This is a genomic window from Bradyrhizobium sp. CCGB12, assembly GCF_024199845.1.
GTDB lineage: Bacteria > Pseudomonadota > Alphaproteobacteria > Rhizobiales > Xanthobacteraceae > Bradyrhizobium.
The window spans coordinates 5,539,254-5,563,176 of the sequence record NZ_JANADO010000001.1; the positions used below are offsets into that span (position 1 = coordinate 5,539,254).

The window sequence follows — 23,923 nt, forward strand, 5'->3', positions numbered from 1 at the left end:
GCAGGTTGACCTGCCAGCTCAGGGAGAGCGAGAACTTAGCCGTGTATCTATAATCTCGGCAGCGTCATGTGACGGGTGATGACGTCCGCTTGGCTCCTACAGCGACATAGTTCTTGCCACAGCGCAGTATATCGCAATGGGCCGAAAGGCGACGTTCGCGAAACATGGAGCTTCGAACCATTCTCAAACAGTCTTCAGTACCTGGCCGCGTTGGAGCAGGCGCGGTAGCATGGGGTATCCGGCAGACACGTGGACCTTCCGCATGTGCGGGACACAAGGGGAGACGATTCTGCGTAAAACCTCCTGGCTGAGTTACCGCGCGGCAGGAAGCTTCCGCAAGGTCCGAGAATGAAACAGACCGTGTCGTCCGACCAAAGCCGACGCTGCTGACCTACCTTGCAGCCGTTATCATCAAGAACGGCGCATTTGATGCCACAAACTTCGTTTCACGAATGCACATTTTATTTATGTGACGTTTCATGCGGCAGCCAGCTCGTGTTTCCGAAGAACATTTTCAGTGACCACTGCCTGGTCTCACTATCGGACAGTTGATGGGAGTAAGGCTCGCGTCGCGTCGAATCGCCCCCCCGGCCCGTGGATTTGTACTCAGCATAGTACGCCGTCCTCAGCGTGTCGGTCTTGCCCGGAATCCATTCGCGCCACCCTTCCGCGATCACCGGCGCATCCATTTTTGACGACAAGAAAACCACTGCAGCGAAAGGGCGCCAAGCGCGGCCGAGGGCAATCTCGCCTATTCCAGGATTGGCAGTCAAGGTGCAATGATCGAACACAAAGGCGCTGTCCTCGTCCGGCGCCGCTTTGCCTTGTGCTGTATACACAACCGTTTGATGGGCGAGACCATGCAACTCACATTGCCGGAAATAGGCTTTGGCGTCGCCAAATATGAAATCGACATGTCCCTCAATGTAGCAGTCCGCGAAGTATTGTCGCGACAAGCGTCCGTTCGGTCCCTTATTGGCGAACAGTGTGTCCTGTGCACCGAGAAGGCGGACCCGAGTGAGAACGTCCTTGTCTCCAGTAATGGACAGTGCCACGGCCTGCGAAGGCGGATGAGCCGGATCGAGCGAGTAATCGTTTTGAATCGTTAGATTGTCGAGCTGGAAATCGTCTCCCGACGCCTCCAGCGTCGCGGAACGGGTTGTTCCCCCCACATAGATCGCGCCATCGCCGTAGACGACTACCGTTTCATCCGGCCTCTTGCCAGTGCCTTTGATGTGAACACCAGGTTTGACGACTCTGACTTTCTCGCGATAGATGCCCGGCGCGATTAGAATATCGCCGCCTTGGGCGGATAGTGCATCTATGGCTGCCTGTAGAGAGTGATAGGCCATGTCGTTAGATTGTGAGACCAATAAGGGCTGAGCGTGCGATTGCGGAAAACGAAAACAAGCGGCGATAACGGCAGCGGAAAATACGCATGCTTTCATCATGGTTATACTTTCATCGAACCCAGGGCAGCTTTGACGTGATGGAACGCGCAGCTGATTACGCGGCATCGTACCGCGGTCTGCAGCGATCAACGGTGGAACCTCGTCGACCTGCTGCGCAGCAGTTTCAGTTCAATGCTACCGAGTTCTGACTTCTACGATCATGGCTCAGAAATTCGAGATAGTGCTCGGGGCCAGTATGTTCTGATTCTCTCTACCGGCTGGGGAAGGCTTTTGCACACCTCCCCCATCCGCGGGGCAGAGGACCCTCAGCTCGACGACCCGGCAGCGGCGGCGACACGCCGGAAGGTCCCACTGTCAGATTTGCATTCTCAATGTACCAGATCGCGGAATCGTCAAATCTAAGATCGTCCAGGCTAATCGCGAGAGCGTGCGATCGGTCGAGCCCGCGCATCAGCAGCATCCCCGTATCGCCGCGGACATGACGCAGAACGATTTGGCGATAGAGTGGAATGTTATCGCCCCGGGCGCGGGAATCGTAGCTTGTATCAAACATGATCGGCCATCGGTTTCCGCGCAGACAAACATCCTCATAGGTCACCCGCTCCACCAGACCGCCTCGGCTGACATCGCTCTTGATGCGCAGCCCTGAGGTGGTGCCGTCCAAGGTAAGGCCGCGCACCAGGATGTCGCTGACACCGGAGTTCACCTCGCTGCCAATCGAAAGCCCATGTCCCCAGCCAAAATAGTTATCAGTGATGGAGATATGGCGGGTCGCACCATTATTGCCGGCCTTGATCGCGACATTGTCGTCTCCAGTGCGGATCACGCTGTGGGCGATGGTGACGTCTTGACTAGCGCCCGGGTCAATTCCATCCGTGTTGCGGGCATCGGCTGGTGCATCGATAGTGAGGCCCCAAAGGGTGGCTCCCTGGACTTGGTTCATCGCCACATGGAAATTTGGCGCATTGCGCAAGGTCACGCCGTACAGGGTAATGTCCTGCGCGTGGTCGAGCTGGATCAAACGCGGCGCGTTCTGGTTGCCGCCCTCAACCTGTGCGCGGCGCGCCAGGTGCCACCAAGATTCGGCGCTGCGGGCCATAGGCTCTCCGCCATGGCCATCGATAGTGCCCTCGCCATAAATGCCGCCGCCGCGCGTTTTGGAAAAGCTAATAAAGGGCCGGCAACCGTCGCCTTTGCCAGCGATGCGACCGCAATGTCCCCACCCCTTGTCATAAGCCGTTGGTTCAGGAATCGCCGTTAGCGTGGCACTGCGTCCGATCCATAAGGTCACGCCTGATTTCATCTCGAGTGGTCCCGACAGGAACTCGCCGCGTGTCAAATACACCGCGTCGCCTACGGGGCAATGGTCGATGGCGTCCTGTAGGTTGGCCGTATCGTTCTTCCCGGACGCCACGGGACGATCGCAGACAGTACGAGGCGCAACGGGTTCGACAACAATGCGGCGGTCCTGTGCTTTGGCGGCCGGACAAAGCGCCACCGAGGCAATTATGAACACCCGCGCCCAATGGCGGAAACACCCTATCATCGATCTCCTCGTGCTTACTGCGCACCATCTTTGAGCTGTTTTGTATGGAGCTGAACGTTGGCCAGATCGGCCGTCGCCTCACTGGCTCGTGCAAGATGACATTTATAAGACGGCAAAGCCGTTGAAGTTGCGATCGGCAGCAGCACTTTGTGCACGGGAATAGAGATGAATCTTCCTCCGACGTCGTCGCAAGGCGTTGTCATGACCGGATCAACCGGCTTCATCGTTCACTACGAGTTCGATTGAAGGCCCGATCACGCCGATGAAACTCTGTGTTCCTGCCTGACCGCAATCGCCAACACTTTCGGTTTCTTCCGACGTACCACGCCTGGCAAAACATGATCTGTTGCATCTTGAATGCCTGGATGTACCCGGGTTGTGTGAATTCCTGGAGAGATCGGCATAGGCCACCTTGAGCCAGTCGGCTCGGATGAAGGCAACAAGCATCCGCTGGCTCTGCGTGGGAGTGCACCGAGAATGCTGCAACGGTTCAGGCCCTGCTACACAACCCTGGTCATCGCCGACGGCGTGAAAGCGTTGTCGAAGGTGATCCGCCGCACTTTCGGTTCGGCGGTTGCGATCCAGCGCTGCCAGATCCGCGAGGCGCGCAACATCATGAAACGTTTGCGCAAAGAGCATCATACCGCGACACGTCTAGTGCTGGGCTAGCCCTGGGAGCTTTATGATGCTGACAAGGCTGCCAAATTGATCCGCAAGCTCGCCCGTCGCCCGACGAGTAATGGCTCGGCATAGTGGCCGGCATCCTCGAAGGTCTCGACGAAATCCATACTGTAGTCCGGCTGAAGATGCCGGGAGGTTCGTCGATCGCTCACCTGTGCCAATATCGCCGAGAATATCATGCGCAACATTCGGCGCGTCCGCAGAACGTCGGAGGCTGGCGGGATTCGATACGGCCTTACGATGAGTCGCTGCCGGTATGATCGAGGCCAACAAGGGCTTCCGGCGATTGAAGGCGCATAAGCCAGGCATCAAGTTCCTCAAGCCGGCTGTTCATCTTTCGCTTTGCTGTGTTGATCCCCTCACCGCTTCAGTAAAAGAGGACTGCCACACGCGAACCTGACGGTTGGCGCGCGAGCATCGCCATTCTATCTTCAGACGCAGAGCGCAGCCGCTCCACGACGGGGTCGAAGAACTGGCTGCCTTCCGATGGGATGAGGCCGGGTTCCGCGCGCAAACTGCTCGTCCGACGTGCTATCGGCTTCTGCAGCTCCAACGTGCAGTTCGCCAGGTCGACAAATCCACGCCATGTTCCGTCTCCCATAGAGTCGACAATACGCAGCCTCACTGAATAGACCGCCTGCTGACGAAGCGCGGTCTCCGGACGCAAAAGAAAACCCAAGTCGCCGGGGTTCCAATTCCATAGAAGTTGCTGTCGTGCTGGAGACCGACGCTGGAAAGACCGCGACAGCTGCAGGATAGTCAGCGCACTGCATGACCGCAGCCTGGCGCTGCCTCGCCGTAACCACCATGGAGATTTGCGCTGGCGGGCTGCGCCTGTATCGATCGTGCCGGCGATCCTTAAGAACTCGGCCGATGCTGGCAGCTTTATCTATCGAATAGGTTTGCCGAGGGCCGTTCCGAGTACGGAGAGCCGCCACAAGGAGGCCTCCATCTTGGAGCGGACTGCAGGATTGTGGTGAAGGAACGTACTGGCGGATGTCGATTTGCAGACTTTCGTGAGCCGCAAGCGTCTTGTTGTCCGGGAAGAAGATACTGAGAGTTTGCGAATCCAACGATCCGCGGATCCTGGCTCGATGTGGAGCGCCCGCCAAAATGATCTAGCGGAACCGATTGTTGCGCAACTCATTTCGAAATTGTGTGCTGAAGATGCCGTCCATTTAAGTGTACGCAGAATACGATCATAAAAATACCGCAGCGATCGTGCCGAGCACACCGAGCGTCAACCCGATCAGCGAACCTGCCGTCGGCACGTCTCGAAACAGCAGAAGCGTGAGAACCGGCTCCACCACTAAAATTGCTCCCACCGATATCGCGATAATTATCCAGATATTCTCGAGATGCATGTATCCCAGTGCATATCCGAAGACGAGCAGAACGCCGCCGAAGGATATCAGCAGGAACATCGGCAGGAGCGTTGCCAGGTCTCCGCCGGCCTTTCCAAACTGCTTTGAGGCAATCAACTCTGCGATGATCGAAAGCGTTTCTCCAAAGAAAATCGCTCCGACCGCTACAATCTTCAATGTTAAGCTCATCGCCGACGTATCGAAAACGCTAGGTCAAAGGAAACTTCCAGTACTGGACTCATCTCTCGGCTGCCGTTGACAGCTGGAAATGCAAAGGCTTTTGGTCGGGCACCACTGGTCATCGCTCCTCGCAGGCGCTTCAACGCCTGCTGAACGCTGTCCAGTTCCCGCGATGAAGACATTCCTCACGCCGATCAACCCTGTGCTGTCCCCCGACGAGAGATCAAAGAGCAAGACGAAACCGCGTAGCTCTTGGCGCCTGCCAAGCCGGAGCATCACAGCCTAAGCTGCAATCTGCACAGGAAGAGCGGAATAGCCGCGCACAAAGTTGGACGCAATTCGCTCGGGTTCGCCGACAAGCTTGATCTCCAGCCGCGACTTCAAGATTTCTTCCCAGAGGATCTTCAATTGTAGCTCCGCAAGATGCCGTCCGACGCAGCGATGGATCCCGAATCCAAACGAAAGATGCTGCCGCACGTGCTTGCGGTCGATGACGAAGCTGTTAGCGTTGTCGATGACCTCTTCGTCCCGGTTACCAGAGATGTACCACATGACGACCTTGTCGCCCTTCCTGATTTGTTTCCCGCCTAACACGACATCGGCCGCGGCGTTGCGCCGCATATGTGAGATGGGCGTCTGATACCGAATAATCTCCGACACGGCGCTCGAGACCAGCTTGGGATTATCGCGTAGTTTTCGCAGCTCCGAGGGATGCCGATTCATGAACAGGAGCCCCCCGGTAATCGAATTGCGGGTGGTGTCATTCCCACCTACTATCAGCAGAATCAGATTGCCGAGAAACTCACTCGGCTCCATGTGTCGAGTTGCAGGCGAGTGCGCCATCATGGAAATCAGGTCGAGATGCGGCTCCGCATTGATGCGCTCGTTCCAAAGCCGCGCGAAATACGCCAAACACTCGGACAAGATCGCACTTCGCTTGTCCCAGCTGTCGATGGGCTGGCCAGCTTTCGGGATTGCCACAGCTACATCCGACCAGTAGGTCAAGAGCCGCCGATCCTCAAATGGAAAGTCGAATAGCGTCGCAAGCATCTGCGTCGTCAACTCGATGGAGACCCTATCCACCCAATTGAAGGCATCATTGCGCGGCAAGTCGTTCAGAATCGTCGTGACCCGACGGCGGATCAAGCTCTCGAGCTTCGCCAGGTTTTCCGGCGCCACGATCGGACTTACCGTATCACGCTGCTCGCGATGCTTAGGAGGACCCATCTTGATGAAGCTTTGAGTCCAGTGCTTGTCGGGCACATCGACAATGGTGACACCCTGCTGCGACGAGAATGTTTTGTGATTAGTATCTACCTCTACGATATCTCGGTATTTCGTTACGGACCAATATGGACCATAGGGGCTGTCTTGACAGTAGTGAACGGGGTCTTCCCTTCGCAGCCGCTCGAAGCAGCCCCATATGCTGTCATCCTGGAAGCGTTGGGCTTCGCTTACATCCAGATTGCATAGCGGGATACCGCGCAAATCGTCGGCTCTATAGTCTGCCAATCGTGGTTTCATGATCGTCTCCGCAGATTTTGCTCTCTCGAGAGCTAAGGGATCCACAGGTAGCGATCCATAGTTTCGAGCTGCCGTGGCGTTTTGGTTGCGAGCGGGTCGTCGCCCCAACAGAGTATCCCAAAGCGCGGGCTGCCCCCCCTACCAGTTCCGACAGGCAAGGATCGCATTTGACTTTCCAACTCGAGCTGCTCCAGAGGATCGATGGGCCATCATCGCTACACAGACGCCGCCTAACGCCGCTCGCGCGACGCGGCTTTGATCGGCTGCCGGCCGAAAAGGCAACCATCCGCCCCAAATGGGATGTCATTGGCCTGCAGGGAGCCGGCAGCCACGACGTGGCTTTCGAAGATGTCATTGTGCCGGAGGAATAGACCCTGATCCGCGGCGGTTCTCCGACACTCGACCGGCCGATCTACCGTTTTCCGTCAGTGGCCTTCGCCGCCCAGGTGCATGCGGTCGTTGGCATTGGTATTGCGCGCTCCGCGCTGGACGACGTGATCGCGACGAGCAAGAGCCGTCCCTCGATCACTGGAGCGCCCGTGATGGAGAGCGTTGCTACATCCAACTGGAGACGGCCAGACCGAAGCCAAACTGCGCTCCGAGCGGTCTTTTTTCTATGAGGCTACCGAGGTAGCTGTGGAACGAGGCGCTCAAATGGCGCCATAAATCCGTTGCTCAGCATGCGGCTTTGAATGTGGGAACACTTCAGCGTACCGGCCAGTTCCTGCTCGGAGGTCTTGCGCGGCAAGGCTTTCCATGAACTGGTTTATCCACGAGCATTCTCGCACGAACCACCGCGAAAAGAGCTGCGAGCCTTAAATGGCCAGAAACAATCTGGCCGACGTCACGAGCGAGACCATGTGTCATGGCTTGCGAAGCCGATCCACACGGTTAAGGGATCGAGGTTTCGAAGCACATGCGGTGCTCTTCGTTTGCCAGATGAACTTTGCGCCATCAGGGATGGTCGCAGATGAATTCGCCCTGGTTCGCGAGTTCAGTCGTCCCGACGACAAGCTTGGAGGCGCGCACCGTGAGGTTACCTTCGCGGCTGAGACTATGGCGAATGATTTGATCACGGCATGTCCTGTGCTATCCACCGTTTGGTTCACATTAGCGAAGCTGATGCCGTTCTGGGCGGTGACCCTGAAGGCACTAAGGCCCAGACCGGCTTGCGTCGCCGACGCGGGCTTGCACCCTCCGCGGGGGGTAGCGGCTCACGTCCAGTATGAGCTTCACATTCTTGCCGGTCTGGAGGGCACTGAGCACCTCGGTGTATATCGGCGAGGGCTCATTGGCTCTGGCGTTCGTGCTCACGCTTGCCACCTAAAACAGGGACCACAGGATCGCCACGTTTTTGCCAGTACACTTCATATGCTCTTCTCCCCCATAAGAACCACAGATCGGACAAGCTGAAACTCGCATGATGACGTCTTCGCAAGCCGATTGGCTGATTCCAGACATCAAGCGCGGTCGTGTTTGCGACAACAACAACTTGTCACAACGCGCAAGTGGTCGCGAGGGCTGATCCGACCTCAACAACTAGGTCCGTTTTGGCTAAGCCAGTTTTTCCAGTGCACCGTCGCCCGAGCATTGATCGAGCGCGGGCGACCTAGAAGCCCAATGGCAACGGTCGCCTCGTCCAACAGCGTTGGTAAGATCGAGAGGCTGCGCCACTCCCTGAAGTGTACGCGAACGACTTTTCTGGCGAACTGCTTAGCATCCCTTCGATCGCCTCAGTCAATTCGTCAGGGGCTCGGTGGCACGAGACCCAGACAGCCGCTTCCACTCATGGCTGGCTCGGTCTCAGGCTGGCCATACTTGTCAAGAGCGCTACATGCGGTCGCATCACCAAGCCGCCCAGTAGACTCGGCATTAGCCATGGCAAGCGGCGCCGCACGCTAGGCCTATCCGCCGCTTGAATGCGTTCCATCGAAACAATTGATTTTGCTGATCTTGCCCGAAGCCTCCATGGTCAGCCTCGATCTTTGGAGGCAGCATTCAGGAATGAGGTGTGACAATCGATTCAATCTTCAACCCCTTGCCGGGCGATTCGATTGGGCGATCGCGCGTCTGTATGCCACCACATTAAGAACGGGGCTGCTAAGCATCTGAAATCGCTTGATGCCGCTCCGACAGAACGAGTCGACGTTGACTCTAGGAACGGGGCGATCGGGCACGTTTGACAATAGGATTGGGTCGCCGCTCATAAGTCATTGATTTACCTAAGGCACCCCGCCCCGATTTTTTTCGCTCCGCGATGGAGCGAAAGAGCATGCTGCGGGCGAACTTCGACGCTGCGACGACCCAAGCCAACCGAAACTCTGCGATCCCCCTGCGTTCTTCGGCTCGAAAATATTGGGATCGAAAAGACATGAAATGGATTCTGGTGGTGCTGGTTGGCGGCGTGGCACCGGTTCAGACCGATCTTGTGTTCGAGAAGCTCTCGGACTGTCTGACTGCCGAGGAGCAGCTGCAGCAGACGTATGCCGAAGCCTACGGCGCTTTGAACCGAAGCTTTAGGGCTGATGGGGATCAATCGGAAAGGCGTAGCCGTCGCGACTATCGCCGCGCCCGGGAAGCCGAGAGAAGGAGACCGACCAACGCTGGAACCTGCGTACCGCACACAGGGACGGACCAGCCCATTACGTCTCTAGACATTCAACCCGCTACACCCTCACCACAAGCGGTCCCGCCGCCCGCACCATCGCCGAGCCCGAGTCAAAAGCCATAAATCGTGGCAAAGAGCTACCTCACGGAGTTTCCGGAAGGACCCGCTCGGCCACCAAGCCTACACCTTCGACGACGTCCGCCCGGATCAAGGCTCATAGCAATGAGATCATCTGACCACCGGGAGACCAGGCTTCGCGGACGGCAGCACTGGATCCAACTCCTCCTGCTCCAGTATCTTGGCGCCGTCTTCGGCCAGGTACGCTGCCAGAGCTGCAATTCCGGACTCCGGCGGGCATCGCGCCGGAGCAGACTTTTTCGACGGCACCTCACCGGATCGTTCGGCGATTTCGATGCTCATGAGATGCGGAAGTATCGGACGGCCGACCGCGCGCTCGATTGTGTGGAATATCCAGGTGCCGTCCGGATCGATGTCCGACCAGTGGAAGATCGGGGTTTGTTCGGACACCAAACCCGAGATCGTGCGCAGGGCGTGTTGGGTGGCGAGCGAGGGATATCCGCCAACATACATCGTCGTTCCCAGCCGACCGGGGTCAGCCTCGGCGATGTGCCTGTTGAAGCTTGCGAAGTTTTCGATCGTCAAAAGGTAGGCCGGCGGTTCCCGGAAGCGGACACGATCAGCCTCCTTGGGCGCGATCCCGAGATAAAGCGGAGCCGCTCCGGAGAGGTCGGCTCCTTGAAGGTCGATCTTGCCCGCGATCAGCAGCGGCGGCGCAAAACGCTCCAGTCCGATCGCCCGCAGTGCCTCGCGGGGCCGCGCGCCCGGAGGAAACTCCATAATGCCGCTCAGCAGCCGGACCACGACGCCCTCAAGGCGTTCCAGCGTCTTGCTGTGCTTCACCGTCCGTCGCGAGAACGTCTTGTAGTCGACGTCGAGATGCTTCTTGTCCAGGATCGCCTGGGCGAGATCGAAAGCGTGACGAAGTGTGTCGACGTCGGACGAAGCGAACCCATGCCACGTCTTCCCGCGCCCCCACACTTCGGCGATCTGAGAGGCGCTGACTTTCAGCGAGTCGTGCAGCGCCGATCCGGCGACCAGCCGCGCAGCGGCGTCCTCGGCCATCTGTGGCGCCGGGGTGCGACCGAGGTATCGGTACAGGGTCTCCGCCGAGACCAGCCGCACGTGTGCGACCTGGTCCCGCTTGGCGCCGCGGCCCCACCCGAGGGAGACCGCGCCAGCAGTTTCGGCCTCCTGGATCTGTTTCAGGAAAACGTCGGCGGCGACGACGGACGGGAACGCCGCATAGTCTGGATGCGCGATCGGACTCGCGGCACCGGCTTCGAAGCGGTCGAGAAGGTCGCCAAGCATCCGGTCCCTGTTCAGTTACAATTATCGTTTCACTGCGGCGTTCCGAGAACAATCCGAGACACCCATCCAAGGTCGTGCACAATCCGCCGAATTGCCATGGCGACTACAACAATCCCCACTCCGATCATGCCGGCGACTGCAACTCTGGTCGACAAATCCCAAGTTTCTTCTAACGGGACCAGATCCATAAGGCGAAACACGGTACCCTGGATCAGATAGAGAAGTAGAGTGCTCTGGCCAAGCTCCACGGCAACAAAGCCAGCCACACGATTTGGACAGCTAACGTTCCACAACTGCAGCACTAACTTCATCACGACCGCAGAGGCCGCCGCAGAGCCGAGGAACATGAGCAATACTTGCCTAGCGGACGCTATATCGTGAATTAGAACAAGATTGTTGTAGACATAGGTCTCTTTGCGCCAGCTAAGATAGCACGCGCAAGTAATCGCGGCGAGTAAGAAGATCAAGAGAGGTTTGTAACGTGAGTTTATGCGCGTACGCCATTTGCTCGCCTGAGCGAAAACGAATCCCAGGCAGAAGAACGGATAAGTGTATCTTAGCAAAGGCACTATCGAAAATGTTATGGGCACGATTGCAACCACGATGACTGAAATGCATATGATCCACATCGATAGGCGCCCGCAGACCGCCAGAAGAAGCCTAATGGCCAGGAAGGAAGCAAATGCTGCCCATACGAACCAATATGAGCCAATGAGATCAGCGGCAAAGTCCGACACTCCGCCACTTACGCTGTTCAAAGATAAGGCTCCGGCCAACTTGAGCGCGGCCAACTTGATAATCTCCATAAACGTGCACCAAAATAGTGTTGGCAGCAATAATTGCATTGCACGATCGCTGACGCTGCGCGCGAGCGATTTTCGCAGGAGGGCTCCGGAAGACAAATATCCGCTTATCGCCATAAAAAGCGGCATATGAAACATGTAGATCGACTTGTAGTACGGCGAATTCCAATAGTCGTTATCTCCGTAGATGACGTACTGGGCTAAATGTCCGATTACAACGAAGATGATGAGCAAGCCCTTGGCAAAATCGAACCTCAGGTCTCGGCTAACCGCTTCGGCTGACTGCGAGCACTGCCTGGTTGAAAGCGTAGCGTGATCAAGCATGGAGCCTCAAGATGCGGTTGTGCGCCTGCTCCGTCGGCGGACCGTCCGGCTTTTGCGAAGGTGATTGCGGGTTCTTGGTAGGCGAAATGCGCGAGTGGTAGGCGACGTCTGGGTTCTTCGTCAACCAGGACGGCTCCTTCTCAATTTGGTCACTTACTTTCCGTGTTTCGAACCGCCCCGGGTCCGCAGCACCGTCTCGCAGGTCACCCGCCAGGACGGCTGAGTCCTAGTGGCTCAAGATCTCGTTGGCAGAAGACCTGCGGAACGCCGACTATGCCAACGTATAGCTATTCAAGGAACGGCTTCCCTGGCATTCCTTTTCGGATCGACGCGATGACCAGGACAGGCGAGGAGCAGCTTTGGGACTTCGGTTTATGAGATAGGACCGGCTGTTTCTCCCCCGTGAGCATCGTTTGCGAAGCGTCCCCCACAGAAGTCGTGCGAAGCACTGGACCATAGTCTTGTGGCTCAAATGGTTGCTCGACGACCTGATGCGACGCAACGATACGTGTGCGCCTCCAATCGCGGCACGGCCAGCGAGCCTATCAAACACGCCACACATATCAGGGTCTTCCGCAATCCGCACAAACACTATTGCGAGTCGCGAAGTTTTCCATCCAAGTTGGGACTGCACTGCGCATTCCAGAACACGAACACGTAGATCGCAGATAAAGCTTGGCAGCGCGATTAGCACGGCCCTGGCCAGGGCCTGGCCTCAGGATAACTCTTCTCCAGAATACTATAAATCGAAGCTAAGGAGCTAGCTTGAGCTTAACTCCCCGCTCCTCTCGCTGGACCAAGCGAGAAGACGAACTGCTGCGCGAGCTTGTTGATGCAGGCGCGCCTGTGAAATCCATCTGCGAAACGCTCAACAGGTCCGAGCCAGAGCTTCGCAGGCGCGGCTACTACATTGGCCTACCAAGGAAATGGTTTAAGCAGAGCCTGCCTCACAAATTTGAACAGCGCGATCAGTCGGGCTCGTGCCTGACGGAGGGCAAGCTTGACCGCGATTTGGAAAGAAGATGAGGAGACGAGCGCGTCCGAACCACGCACCGGAACTCAAGTCGAAAGCGGCGCTGGCTGCAGTCAACGTTGATCGCACGTTAGCCTTCGCGGGCGAATAATGCAGCGTTCCTCTTCAGATCAACATCATGAAAGGCGCAACTCGAAGGCGGCGCTGTCATGCGTTCGGCCCAAGCAGGAAGTCGGATCGCCGTGCCAACGATCAAGTCGCTGCATGTCAAGGTCGGCGAATTCCCGCTGGAGAAGAAACACTCGGCAGTAAGGCGTCAGCCAGCCGCGTGATTATTGAGCGAAAAGCGAAGCGTCGCCTGTCGTGCAGTGACATGCTGGTGCCTTCCATTGGATCGCGCGTTTACCGCGACCTTGGGCGGACTGCAACGGCCTCATGCCCGAACCAAAGCAGCACACGCCGGATGACTTGAGCTCCACCAATTTGCGGAAGATGAACAAGACGTCGTCATGGACGCGTCGATCAGGATCTTCTCGACATGGTCGTCCTCCGTTTTCACGCAGTCGACCATCAATGGAGTTGGTCCCGTCCGCTTTCCGCCGCCTGCTTTCGACGGACTGTTGCCGTAAGATCGATAACTCCATCTTTCTCATGGTGCCCTATGCCGAGCAACATCCGATCATTGGATTGGTGGATCACAGATTGATTCCTCAGCCACAATGGACCAAAGCCGCGAGTCAGCAATTGCGCAAATCTTTTTGCGGGCAAGGCGTGAGACCGTGAGCGATACCCGGCCTCGACCCGCTCCTCGCAAATTGCGGCTAGTGGCTTCTCGAAGCTATCATTCGGCCTCGCACACACGCGCTGATTGACGACCAGTTTTGGTAGGTGCTCCGCAGGCTGCTTCAAAGATACAACTCAGCACCACCCCCGCTATCTCAACGCTCGGGGAGTGGCTGGTCAACTTTGCTTTCAGGGCAGTAAGGCTGGCCATGAAATTGGCGGCGCGTGACACCCAGCGCCTCGCTTGACCTAGCGCATGGTCGCGTTGCCGCCAATTTCAGTTCATGGGTCAAAATCGCCTCAGCCCGGCGCGGGAACCAGCGATCTTGAAGCTCGGCGCGGGTTTACCACCCAGAGGAAGACGCCGAGTGGACATGATGGATGGCGCCTCCACTTTCATCGCTTTGTCAACGCACCGGTGTACATCAAAGGACATCTTTCGATCAGGTCTTGCCCCTGGTCTGCTGCTGACATTTTTCTGCGATTGTCATCCGTCGCGAGTCCGTAAGCAGCTCCGAGGTTTTAAGCCGCCACAACACACTTCGCGAGTAGGCGCAAACAATAGGTCCAGCGGAAACATTATTCGAAACTCGGATGGCTGACGAGCTCGGTTCTACAGGTGGCAACGAGACACCACTCTTGTCGGTATGCCACCCGTCGCGACGTGCGCAGCCAAATGCATGATCGATTATTCAAGTGTTCTATCGCGCATCCACCCGGAGATCGGTACGTTATCGAGTTGAGCCTCTCAATGAGGCACGAGCGCGGCCAACGTTCCCAAGGCACTCCGGGACAAAGTAGGTCTAAGGCCAAGTCAACTACCAACCCTCGCAATTGATCTAGATGACGCAGCATGTCACCTATCGCCTGATGAAATAGCCCGCAGATACAAGTCGGTCAGTCGTCCCAAGGAAGCGGCATGCAAGATCAATCCGCATATGTCATCGCCGAACAACCCGCCTGTTCCTCTCTTGCTGAGATCTTGCGTGGTGAAATCTGCAACAGAAGAGAACTATCGTTTCTCATGGAGGCGCATGATGGTCTCTCTGCCGCGATCGCGAAACGCGCTCGCTTCACAGGCCTCTGGGCGTCGGGCCTGTCTATTGCCTGCTCCCTGGGTTATCGCGATGCCAACGAAGCGTCATGGAGCCAACTCGTAGACGTGGTCGAGCGGATCGTGGACGCGAGCGAATTGCCCGTGCTCTTTGACGGAGATGGCGGCTTCGGTAACTTCAACAATGCGCGCCTTGTGACCCGCAAGCTCCGCCAGCGTGGCGCCGCCGGAGTCGCAATCGAGGACAGCTGTTTTCCGAAAATGAACTCATTTGTTGGGGATCGGCATCCCCTTGCCGATATCCACGAGTTCTCTGGCCGCCTTCGGGCGGTGAAGGATACGGTCGCGGACGACTTGGTGCTCGTGGCAAGGACCGAAGCATTGATCGCCGGGCATGGGATGGATGAAGCACTCTCGCGCGCTCACGCCTATGCGGACGCGGGCGCCGATGCGATCCTTATTCATTCGCGAAGGAGCACCGCGGACGAAATCCTTTCGTTCACTCGCGCATGGCAGAACAGATTGCCCGTCGTGATCGTTCCAACAAAATACTACCGAACACCGATCTCCGTATACCGCAAAGCTCGCGTCTCCACGGTCATTTGGGCCAACCACTCCATGCGAGCGGCAATAGCGGCAATGCGTGAGGTCTGCCGTCGCATTATGGCGGAGGAAAGCACCGTGAATATTGAACCGGATATTGCCACGCTCGAGGACGTCTTTGAATTGTTCAAATACGACGAGCTCGCCAGGGCCGAAGCGGAATACTGCGGCACGATGCTGAACCGCGCAAACAGGGAGTCAAAACAGGATCCTATCTCCTTTTCAAAGACCTCACGTCCTTGACTTTCGTTTTAGTTGGCAAGGTCCCACTGCGATCTCGAATGTCTGTCATTGCCCGAGATGTCCTCAGATGACGTAGCACGCCTTACTCGAACTACGGATTTCGGCATCTTGGGCAGGTTGAGGCATCGGATCCGGGCCTCCATCTAGGACCGGCGCAGGAGTGTTTGCCTGGTGTCACGCTTGGGCTTCCTTTCAATGGCTCTAGCGAGCCAGAAGTCGCTTCATCAACCGTACGCAGCGGCCAAATAGCTCGTCGGTGTTTCGACTTAGCGGCGATGAAAAAGGAACTAAATGGTGACCATTGCTCCCAAGAACGCCGTGATTCTCGCCGCTGGCTGCGGCTCTCGCCTGCGTCCTTTGACCGATCTGCGACCGAAGCCACTGGTTGAGGTCAACGGCACTTCGATCCTTCACAACGCTCTGCGCAGTCTGGAAGCTGTCGGCGTGGGCGATGTCACGATCGTAGTGGGTTACCGCAAAGACGCCATTCAATATGCCTGCGGCCGCCGATTTGGCCAAATCAACATCAAGTATGTCGAGTCGACCGCCTTTGAGAGCACAGGAAGCGCCTATTCCTTGTGGCTGGCTCGCGACGCCCTTCTTTGCGGAGATTGCTTCCTTCTGGAGGGCGACGTCTTCTTCGAAGAGGATGCGCTACACTCTTTGATACGATGCGGCGGGACTGACGTAGCTGCAGTCGTTCCCTTCGATGATTCAATGGAAGGGTCAGCCGTTCTGCTGTCGCAAGACGGCTTCATCACAGGCTTTCGAATGAATCAAACTGCATCAGATCTGGTTGCGGATGGACCAAGACTTTTCAAGACGATGAACCTGCTACGTCTTTCGGCACCAACACTCACGGCTACGATCGTGCCCACCCTGAACGATATCATCTCCGCCGGAGCCAGACAGACCTATACCGAAGAACTTTTTGGGTATCTGATAAAAAAACGAGATCTGCGCCTCTCAGCGGCGCGATGCGATGGTCTCAGCTGGTACGAAATTGACAATGCTGAGGATTTGCAAATTGCCGAACGCATTTTCAGGGGCCGAACGAACGCCTATACGCCGAGACGTGATCTGCAAAAGAGGTAAGAGTCCATGCTAAGATACCTTTGGGATCCAGCGAATGCTATAACCATCGCGGGTCTACTCTTTTCTTCCACCAGCCTGTTTCTTGCGCTCTCGGAGCGCCTCGAGCTATCTGTGGCAGTAGCGCTTTGGGCTGTTCTAGCGGACCATCTCGACGGGTTTGTGGCAGGTCGCACGAAAGGTCGAGATCCAGATGTTGCAAAGATGGGAGCGAGCCTCGACGGGTTTTCCGATATCGTCTATGGGGCCGTTCTGCCCGCGGTAATTGTGGTACAGGTCAGCGAAGCCTCAATTCTCGCCCTTGCGACCGCAACCTCGCTATTGCTGGCTGGAGCATTGAGGCTTAGCTACTTTGCGAACTTCGGCAGATCGCACGATGGACGATTCTTGGGCCTTCCCCTGTCATACGACGTGCCGCTCCTGGCGCTCCTATTTCTTTTTAAGCACGTCATTCCTGCTCAAGCATTTCCCGACGTCGTGAATATCGGCTTCCTGCTGCTCGCTATCGCGCATGTCGCGCCTGTTCGTGTGCCACCACCCAGCGCAACAATGTATACGGCAATCAGCATCTTCGCCGTCGCATCATCGGTAGCTTTAGTCAGTCGTTCTCTTTAACTACGGACGGAACTATGACCCAGCGTACGCAGCTTCGTGTTGCAGTCTTCGACACCATGCAGGTCATCTGATGACGTGGAATCTCGTCAACTTCAGTATGTACCATACTCGTCGTCAGGTAACTTTATCCACGGATCGGCACTGCTCGATGCTTCATCGCCGAGAAATCACGATTGTTCCGAAATTTGCCTCTTCCGCGCACTGATGAACAGCTCAGCACAAATCGACGCTGCCCTTGGGCATGACAATATCTCTGACCTCGTCAACAGATTCCCAGGCGGTTATTGGAAATATGACATTACGGACTTCGTCCTTCTGGTAAATCCTTATTTTCCTCCGCAAGCGTTCCTTGACGAATTGAAGGAGGCTCTGCCGCGGCTTATCACCTGCTATCCCTCCCCTAATGCGCAAATGGTCCAACTTCTTGCGGATGCGGTGAAGACTCCAGCGAACAACCTCGTCATCTGCAATGGCGTGGCTGAGCTAATCCCCATCCTCCTTGGTCGACTGGGCATGAGGATTGCTGTCCCGGTCCCAACCTTCAATCCCTATGAAACCACTGCCTTGCCCGGGCGGTTATCGCGCTTTTTCCTGTCATCGCCCGATTTTGAACTCGATGTGCACGCTTATGCAGCATTTGCGCGCGCAAACGGTGTCGATGCGGCCATCGTAATATCACCGAATAATCCTACTTCGCGGATGGTACCTTATCCGGATTTGCTATATCTCGCCTCCGCGCTTCGAGCTCAACGGCAACTTCTACTGATAGACGAGTCATTCATCGAGTTTAGTGAACTCGGACGAAGTGCGAGCTTCGAGAATCACTTGCTCGAGTTTCCCAATGTGATCGTTCTTAAAAGCTTAGGGAAGATTTACGGGGCATGCGGTTTGCGGATCGGGTATGCGGCATCAGCCAACGAACAGATAATGACGGAAATTAGGGCGGCCATCCCCACGTGGAATGTCAATACGTTTGGCGAGTTTTTTCTCAGCAAGCTCCCTCACCTCGCGGACGCGGCACAACAGAGTTGGACGAGGGTGCGCATCGACAGAGACAAACTATACGCAGACCTGCGCAGCATCGACGGAATGAGAGTTCTAAAGCCTGACGCGAATTTCGTGTTCTGCGAACTGCCGCCCCACTGGTCGGATGGGGACGTGATCGCCTCTACACTTTTGAATGATCGACGTATATTGATCAGGCATAATGGCGGCAAGACACTTCGCAATGGCAAACGGTTCTTGCGCATCGCATGCCGCACCGAAGCAGACAATAAGCTTTTGGTGGAAGCACTGAAAGGGATCGCTGATTAGAGCAACTCGTTTGGCCTTGCTCCGTGGATGGGACGACCCGCACACCCATCCTCTTCGTACGCTCAGCCCTATCGGGTCCGCCCGCAGCCGGCACGGCGATGTCGCTGAGGTCGGCCAGGGATGCGAATCTACCCGGCTCTGATGAGTAAGATCGTAAGCTTGAGTTTCACTTCAGGTGCGGCCGAGGCCCAGCGCCACCTCGTTAGAGCGAAGTGCCTCCATGGCCAACTGTTTCAGCCGCTCCGCGGTCGTTTCACAATTTCTGGCGGCGCCCAGCATCTTGGATGCCGACATGGGCGCGAAGGCCAATTTCGTTGCGGGATACGACCTCGCAGATCTCATCGAGGATAGCAGAAGGGCTCGTGGCTGGGTCCAACACTCTGCGACTACAAAGAGTTCACAATCGGAGGAGAAGGCACCGAATACTTCTGAATACGAGCGTTTAGCTGAGAAGTCCAAGCTGAGCGTACAGCCCAGCGGAGATTGTGCTGTGAGTTGGTCGCTCGATCTCCGACGCCTCTTCCCCGGTGAACGCGCTGCTCTTCCCAGAACGCCAGCGCTACAGAGCGGCGGCCCTGCGGAAATCCAGCGCTGTCTGACACATTTTGATGATTTTCACCGCTGTCGATATGCAAAACTGTCAATAGAGCTGCTCAGCAGCCTCACACCACACTCTACTATACACCCCGCCTGCTGAGCAGAGGAGACGAGCCCGCCTGGCCGCGCATAGAAATTCGATGATTGTCGATGTTGGACCGTTTCTCATACTATCAGATTTTGCTTGAGCGCCGCGGACGGAGCTGGTCGTGGGCTCTCTCTACGCACACCGGCTCCCTGGTGATGGCAGGTTCCAAACGCCGTCGGGCGGCCGCCATTTATGAAGCGAACCGGGCACTGTTTTTGCTGCTGAGCGGTTCGCCATACCGCGCCACCCCTACGAGCGGCTTTGCTCCAGGCGTTAGTTGCCCCGGCTTGCCCCAGGTCGTCGATAAAAATTCAAAGGGGAATGTCATGAAGCAGACCGGGACGGGGCAACCATCAAGCCCCGGAAGCCCCGCCACTAAAGCGTCCCGTCGATCAAGCACAAAGAAACTCAGCCACGATGAAGGGTCGTGCGCTCAAACCGCAAAATCGGAGCGACCATCCTCATCATCTCAGTGACGGGCCGATGGAAATGCGCGCGACTTTGATCTACGCGTGCGCTGCTCAGAGCGAGATTATGCTGGTTCCGAGCTCGTCAAAAACGACATTGTCGATCAGCCTGGTCGAGCCAATATAGGCTGCTACACGAATGACGACGGATACGACGCACGGCTTGTAACTGGCTCGAGCGTATGGCCCGCGAGGATAAGTCGTTTCAGGATTGCGACGTCGGGTCCCTCCCTCTTGAGCGCGACAGTGAACCGCCTTCGAGTGGCGGGGTCCATGGCGCGGCGTATAGATACGCCATCCTCCTCCCTCGATGATTCGATGCTTTGTTCCGATGGCGGGCAGCGCGCGTGAAGTGGATCGGACAGGTCGTAAGCTTCGATCAATTCGGCATAGCCAGGGGAGCGGCCTCCAGCAGCCCGCGATTGTGCAAGATGCTCACTCGCCCTATTATTTTGTCCGCATGAGCCAAACTCCTGAAAACGCCTTCTCAAGCTGTCTGCTCTCTTCGGCAAGAGCCCGCGGCGGACAAGGTGACGGTTCTCTTTTAAAGTTTAAGAGAGCTTTTTCGTGGGTGCATTCTGTTTCGAGCACCAACGGCGAAATGGCAGCTATTGTCACTCAACCCTGAAAATCGCGGTGTTGAACGTTCAACTTGAAATGACGTCCTGACAAACTGCGCGACGGCGCGCGCAAGTTGTAAGCAGCGCGCAAACAAGGCGAGCCGCGACCAGGATGAAGACATCGTAATCCTTGTAGAGGCCGGGACCCAAACGTCACGAAAGAAAGCGCGATAGGGCATCGGGCATAGACCCCGGCGTGTCATCGATAAGGTTCGTCAGCTGCTTGATCGGCACGGTCTTCTAAGACTTCCATAGCAGTTCGTTGGGCAGAACCCAGAGCATTGGTCGCGCCAAAGAAAGGGTTTAAATACGAGGAGGCAGCCAGAACAGCGATGTCGCATGTCCAACTTCGGCGAACATGACCTTTTGCGTGCCGTCTCGACCAAAACGTGCTGCGCATCGAAGTTATTCATCGGGCGTGTGAGCGTGGTCGCCACCGGCCACACCGACATGCGGCATTATATGGAGCACATGTCACACGTTCGTTAGCCGACTTTGTTCAGGCACCCAATGCTAGGTCGCCGAGCCAACCGACCGGCGGGCAAGATGCGGCGCCGGATCTTGACGGAGGCTTTAGGAATTCGCACCGCTTTACCCAAGCGTTCGAACACAGCCCTCCCAAGCTCTGCTCATCACGCAGTATGGCTAGCCGGCCGGCATCTCGTCGGTCGCCGACGTTCGCAAAGCCTCGTTGGCCCAGGAATTGCTACTCCAACCTCGACCACGTTTCATCGAAGAGATCGCGCTGCTGGGCGGGCGTTTGGCAACGCCGACCTGCCTCAGAGGCCGCAAGATCCGAAGCGCCTGCGGCGCCTCAACCGAGATTTGGTCGAAACCGCGGCAGGGAGCCGGGCCGGCCAGTGACGAGCCGGCGCCGAAAGAGGTCCCGGTCAGCGTTCCCGCCAGTCATCAATGTCGGTGCTGGGGACAGGCGTGGCACATGGCATGACCCAACAACAACCATTGTAGCTAGAGTAGAGAAAGAAATAAGTCAGATGCGCAAGCTACCGATTTTGAAAAGCCTTCATTTGTTTGAGGCGGTGAGCGAATTTTCGAGCTTTTCAAAGGCGTCTGAGCGATTAAACATATCGACCGGAGCGGTAAGTTACCAGATGCGCCTCCTTGAGGACTGGTTTGGGAAGAGACTGTTCGTTCGCCACAGCTCGGGTGTGCGGCTGACATCCGACGGCGCACAGCTGAAGCACAGCTGCGCGAGCGCGTTCACAATGCTCGAGAAAGAATGCTACGCGCTACGAAAGCGCGATGCGGGACGATCATTGGTGGTGGGGTGCTCAACTACATTTCTGTCACACGGTCTCTTGCCCCGCATTGGTGCGTTCCGTCAACGCCATTCGGATATTGATTTTGTCTTTGAGACCGCTTCCGATCTAGACTTGCTGTCTGTTGGTTCGGTCGATGTGTTGTTCGTTTCTGGTCTGCTGAAGCGACCGCTTCCCTTCCGTGAGGTACACGTATCAAACGAGATGATTGGGCCTGTGTGTGCGCCCGCCACGCTCGAGGCGATAAAACGCCCGGAAGATCTCTTGTCTATTCCTCTGCTGCACGAGTCCGCCAAATTGGATGCTTGGAACGAATGGGCGGGCGCAGCTGCGATATGCTTGCAGGGATCGCGCCACGTCGTGTTCGATACATTTTCCCTCGCTATCGAGGCCACAAAAAGTGGACTTGGAGCGGCGATATCCTCGCGACTTCTGGTCAGAGGCAACCTTGAGAAGGGAGAGCTTGTGGCTCCGTTTGGTTTTGTACCTGTCGATCGCTCAATTTACATGTTCGTCAATGAGCGCGCTCGAAATTTGGCAGCTGTCAAAACGTTTCAACACTGGGTACTGTCAGAACTACTCACCCGGGATGATCCGCTATCGCATTTTCAAGGCGCAACACGAAAGGCCGAGCAGCCCAGTCAAGTGAAGTTCCCGCCGGGGCTGGAGTCAGCCCGTTCATCGCCATCACGGGTTAAAAGGCAGACTCTTCATGGATGAGCGGCCGGAAATCCGTGGCGTACAGCTAAGAGATCGAGGATCGCAAACAGATCGTCCACATAGGCGAACCCGTTAGCGTACTTCGCGTTTTCCGGCGACGGGCCTCCCTTGTCGAAAATGAGAACGGGCGCTGACTGATGATCCTGGCCGAGCCTCTCGATGAGTGCCGCTCGTGGCTTGCCCCACGCAATTCGATGAACGTCCAGTCTCGCAGCGCAGCTGGGAAACCCGGACAGGACACCCTCCAGCAGCGAACATTGCCAGCAATAGAATTTCTGTCCCGGAAACGCCGGATCCAAAAAGGGTCGTTCGAGAAGGAACAGCCGATCTTTTGGCGTCATGTTGATCTCGAAGTTAGTGATCGACAGGACCCGAAACTTGAGAATGACCTGATCTGACCACGGCGAAGGTCGCAACCGCAAAAGCGAGAAATGCGCTCGCCGCACATATCAGCACGATCATGCCGAATGGGAGCCGATCACCCAAAAGCAAGAATGCAATGCCATTTCCCGCCACGCCGCTACAGGTACAACATTGAAATAGCCCGGAAAGGCGAGCGGCTCGATCCGGGGCCACTGACGAAACCATGTGCGTCTGAGCGGCAGCCGAAAATATTTGGCCGAAGCCAAGCATTGCGCTGCTTGACGCGATCACCATAGGCAGGCCGGCATCGAGCGACATGACGCCAAGGCATGCGGCAAGCAGCACTGCGGCCCCTGCGATGGTTACCAAGGCCCCCAACCAGTTGAAAACCGGCTTTGCAGCCAGGGCCCCCAGCAGGGCCAAAAGGCCATTGATCATGACGATCGTCAATAAAACATCTTTGTCCAGAACCCCTCGAGCTGTGGCACGTATTGCAGGGTAAACATTGATGATTCCCGCGCCGAGATTGAGAAGAAAGACCGCAAAGAACGTGGGATAGAGCGGTGTCAAATCCAGAATGGTTCCGGAGGACGGCGGTTCAGGGGTTGACCAAACTGTTTTGGAGCGCTGCTTGATGCCAAAGAGCATCATCAGGGATAGCCAGACCGCCGATATGTTGAGCGCTAGAACGCCTGGCAAGTGCAATCTATCGGAGAGCACGGCACCTGCAAACATTCCAAGCAGATAGGTGACCCAGTCGATATTGGCAATGTTGCGCAGCACCGAGATCATGCCATCTTTAGATGTGATACGACGGAAGAAAGCTACTTCTGCGGAGACGTAGACGGGCTGGACCAAGCTCAGGACGGCGATTGCAGTATAGCTCAAAACGGCATCGGCTCCGTCCGTGTAGAAGATCGCGAGTAGCGCGCATATTCGAATCGCATTGATGATCATCATCGCGGTGATCGGATCACTTCTGTCGACGAGTGGGGACAAGAAGAGGCTTCCGAATATGATGGGAGCAAAAATGACCGCGACGCCAAGACCCGCGGCGCTCATACCGGATTGAACGAGGCCGATCAGGATGCCGATTCTGAACGCCCAGCTGCCGATCTGAATTATCAGATGCGAAAGATAGACCAGCTGCCGTGTGCTCGTCTCGCTCATTATGACCTGGCTCACCGAGCACGCTCGCGGGTGGATATTGCTTGATCCGGGAGCGAAGATGACCAGGTCATTGTGCCCCGCCCTCCGGTGCGATCTCGCGAGAGCACGAC

16 protein-coding genes and 1 pseudogene are annotated in these 23,923 nt (G+C 56.6%); 7 read left to right on the forward strand and 10 right to left on the reverse strand.

The window, feature by feature from the left end; all coding sequences use genetic code 11:
* Window positions 1-461: 461 nt before the first annotated feature.
* From NLM27_RS25535 to NLM27_RS25545, 3 genes are all read right to left on the reverse strand, one after another.
* Window positions 462-1,541 (reverse strand): pectinesterase family protein, encoded by a 1,080-nt coding sequence (locus NLM27_RS25535; RefSeq protein WP_254145952.1) that lies wholly within the window; start codon window positions 1,539-1,541, stop codon window positions 462-464.
* A gap of 121 nt (window positions 1,542-1,662) precedes the next feature.
* Window positions 1,663-2,958: a glycoside hydrolase family 28 protein gene (locus NLM27_RS25540; protein WP_254145953.1), complete on the reverse strand. Its 1,296-nt coding sequence runs from the start codon at window positions 2,956-2,958 to the stop codon at window positions 1,663-1,665.
* Between the two features lie 14 nt (window positions 2,959-2,972).
* On the reverse strand, window positions 2,973-3,182 hold the full coding sequence (locus tag NLM27_RS25545) for a hypothetical protein (protein WP_254145954.1): 210 nt from the start codon (window positions 3,180-3,182) through the stop codon (window positions 2,973-2,975).
* Between the two features lie 196 nt (window positions 3,183-3,378).
* Between NLM27_RS25545 and NLM27_RS25550 the strand changes: the two are divergent.
* Window positions 3,379-3,940 (forward strand): annotated as a pseudogene (locus NLM27_RS25550) (transposase); the annotation flags it as partial.
* Window positions 3,941-4,838: 898 nt separating this feature from the next.
* On the opposite strand, the gene NLM27_RS25555 reads toward NLM27_RS25550, so the two are convergent.
* From NLM27_RS25555 to nolL, 5 genes are all read right to left on the reverse strand, one after another.
* The gene (locus tag NLM27_RS25555; RefSeq protein WP_254145955.1) at window positions 4,839-5,180 is read right to left on the reverse strand and encodes a hypothetical protein; all 342 of its coding nucleotides are present in this window, start codon (window positions 5,178-5,180) and stop codon (window positions 4,839-4,841) included.
* A gap of 285 nt (window positions 5,181-5,465) precedes the next feature.
* Window positions 5,466-6,707: a cytochrome P450 gene (locus tag NLM27_RS25560; RefSeq protein WP_254145956.1), complete on the reverse strand. Its 1,242-nt coding sequence runs from the start codon at window positions 6,705-6,707 to the stop codon at window positions 5,466-5,468.
* Window positions 6,708-7,570: 863 nt separating this feature from the next.
* Window positions 7,571-7,870 (reverse strand): VirK family protein, encoded by a 300-nt coding sequence (locus NLM27_RS25565; RefSeq protein ID WP_254148923.1) that lies wholly within the window; start codon window positions 7,868-7,870, stop codon window positions 7,571-7,573.
* A 1,673-nt stretch (window positions 7,871-9,543) separates the two neighbouring features.
* Window positions 9,544-10,704 carry a Wadjet anti-phage system protein JetD domain-containing protein gene (locus tag NLM27_RS25570; protein WP_254145957.1) on the reverse strand — a complete coding sequence of 387 codons (1,161 nt, stop codon included), beginning with the start codon at window positions 10,702-10,704 and terminating at the stop codon, window positions 9,544-9,546.
* A 29-nt stretch (window positions 10,705-10,733) separates the two neighbouring features.
* Complete coding sequence (gene nolL, locus NLM27_RS25575) at window positions 10,734-11,831, reverse strand: nodulation factor fucose acetyltransferase NolL (protein WP_254145958.1); 1,098 nt, start codon at window positions 11,829-11,831, stop codon at window positions 10,734-10,736.
* Between the two features lie 765 nt (window positions 11,832-12,596).
* Here nolL and NLM27_RS25580 point away from each other — a divergent pair.
* The 6 genes from NLM27_RS25580 to NLM27_RS25605 all read left to right on the forward strand — a co-directional run bounded on the left by NLM27_RS25580 (window position 12,597) and on the right by NLM27_RS25605 (window position 22,280).
* A complete protein-coding gene (locus NLM27_RS25580) occupies window positions 12,597-12,857 on the forward strand; it encodes a hypothetical protein (protein WP_254145959.1) in 261 nt (86 codons plus the stop codon).
* 1,649 nt (window positions 12,858-14,506) lie between these two features.
* The gene (gene aepX / locus NLM27_RS25585; RefSeq protein ID WP_254145960.1) at window positions 14,507-15,487 is read left to right on the forward strand and encodes a phosphoenolpyruvate mutase; all 981 of its coding nucleotides are present in this window, start codon (window positions 14,507-14,509) and stop codon (window positions 15,485-15,487) included.
* A 291-nt stretch (window positions 15,488-15,778) separates the two neighbouring features.
* A complete protein-coding gene (locus tag NLM27_RS25590; RefSeq protein WP_254145961.1) occupies window positions 15,779-16,582 on the forward strand; it encodes a phosphocholine cytidylyltransferase family protein in 804 nt (267 codons plus the stop codon).
* A 6-nt stretch (window positions 16,583-16,588) separates the two neighbouring features.
* Window positions 16,589-17,194, forward strand: a complete 606-nt coding sequence (locus tag NLM27_RS25595; RefSeq protein WP_254145962.1) for a CDP-alcohol phosphatidyltransferase family protein — start codon at window positions 16,589-16,591, stop codon at window positions 17,192-17,194.
* 204 nt (window positions 17,195-17,398) lie between these two features.
* Window positions 17,399-18,508, forward strand: a complete 1,110-nt coding sequence (locus NLM27_RS25600; protein ID WP_254145963.1) for a histidinol-phosphate transaminase — start codon at window positions 17,399-17,401, stop codon at window positions 18,506-18,508.
* 2,767 nt (window positions 18,509-21,275) lie between these two features.
* On the forward strand, window positions 21,276-22,280 hold the full coding sequence (locus NLM27_RS25605; RefSeq protein ID WP_254145964.1) for a LysR substrate-binding domain-containing protein: 1,005 nt from the start codon (window positions 21,276-21,278) through the stop codon (window positions 22,278-22,280).
* On the opposite strand, the gene NLM27_RS25610 is transcribed toward NLM27_RS25605, so the two are convergent.
* Both NLM27_RS25610 and NLM27_RS25615 read right to left on the reverse strand, forming a co-directional pair.
* Complete coding sequence (locus NLM27_RS25610) at window positions 22,271-22,621, reverse strand: DUF3088 domain-containing protein (RefSeq protein ID WP_254145965.1); 351 nt, start codon at window positions 22,619-22,621, stop codon at window positions 22,271-22,273. The two genes, NLM27_RS25605 and NLM27_RS25610, sit on opposite strands and share 10 nt — an antisense overlap.
* A gap of 13 nt (window positions 22,622-22,634) precedes the next feature.
* Entirely contained in the window at window positions 22,635-23,813 is a 1,179-nt protein-coding gene (locus NLM27_RS25615; RefSeq protein WP_254145966.1) for an MFS transporter, read from the reverse strand.
* Window positions 23,814-23,923 lie beyond the last annotated feature (110 nt).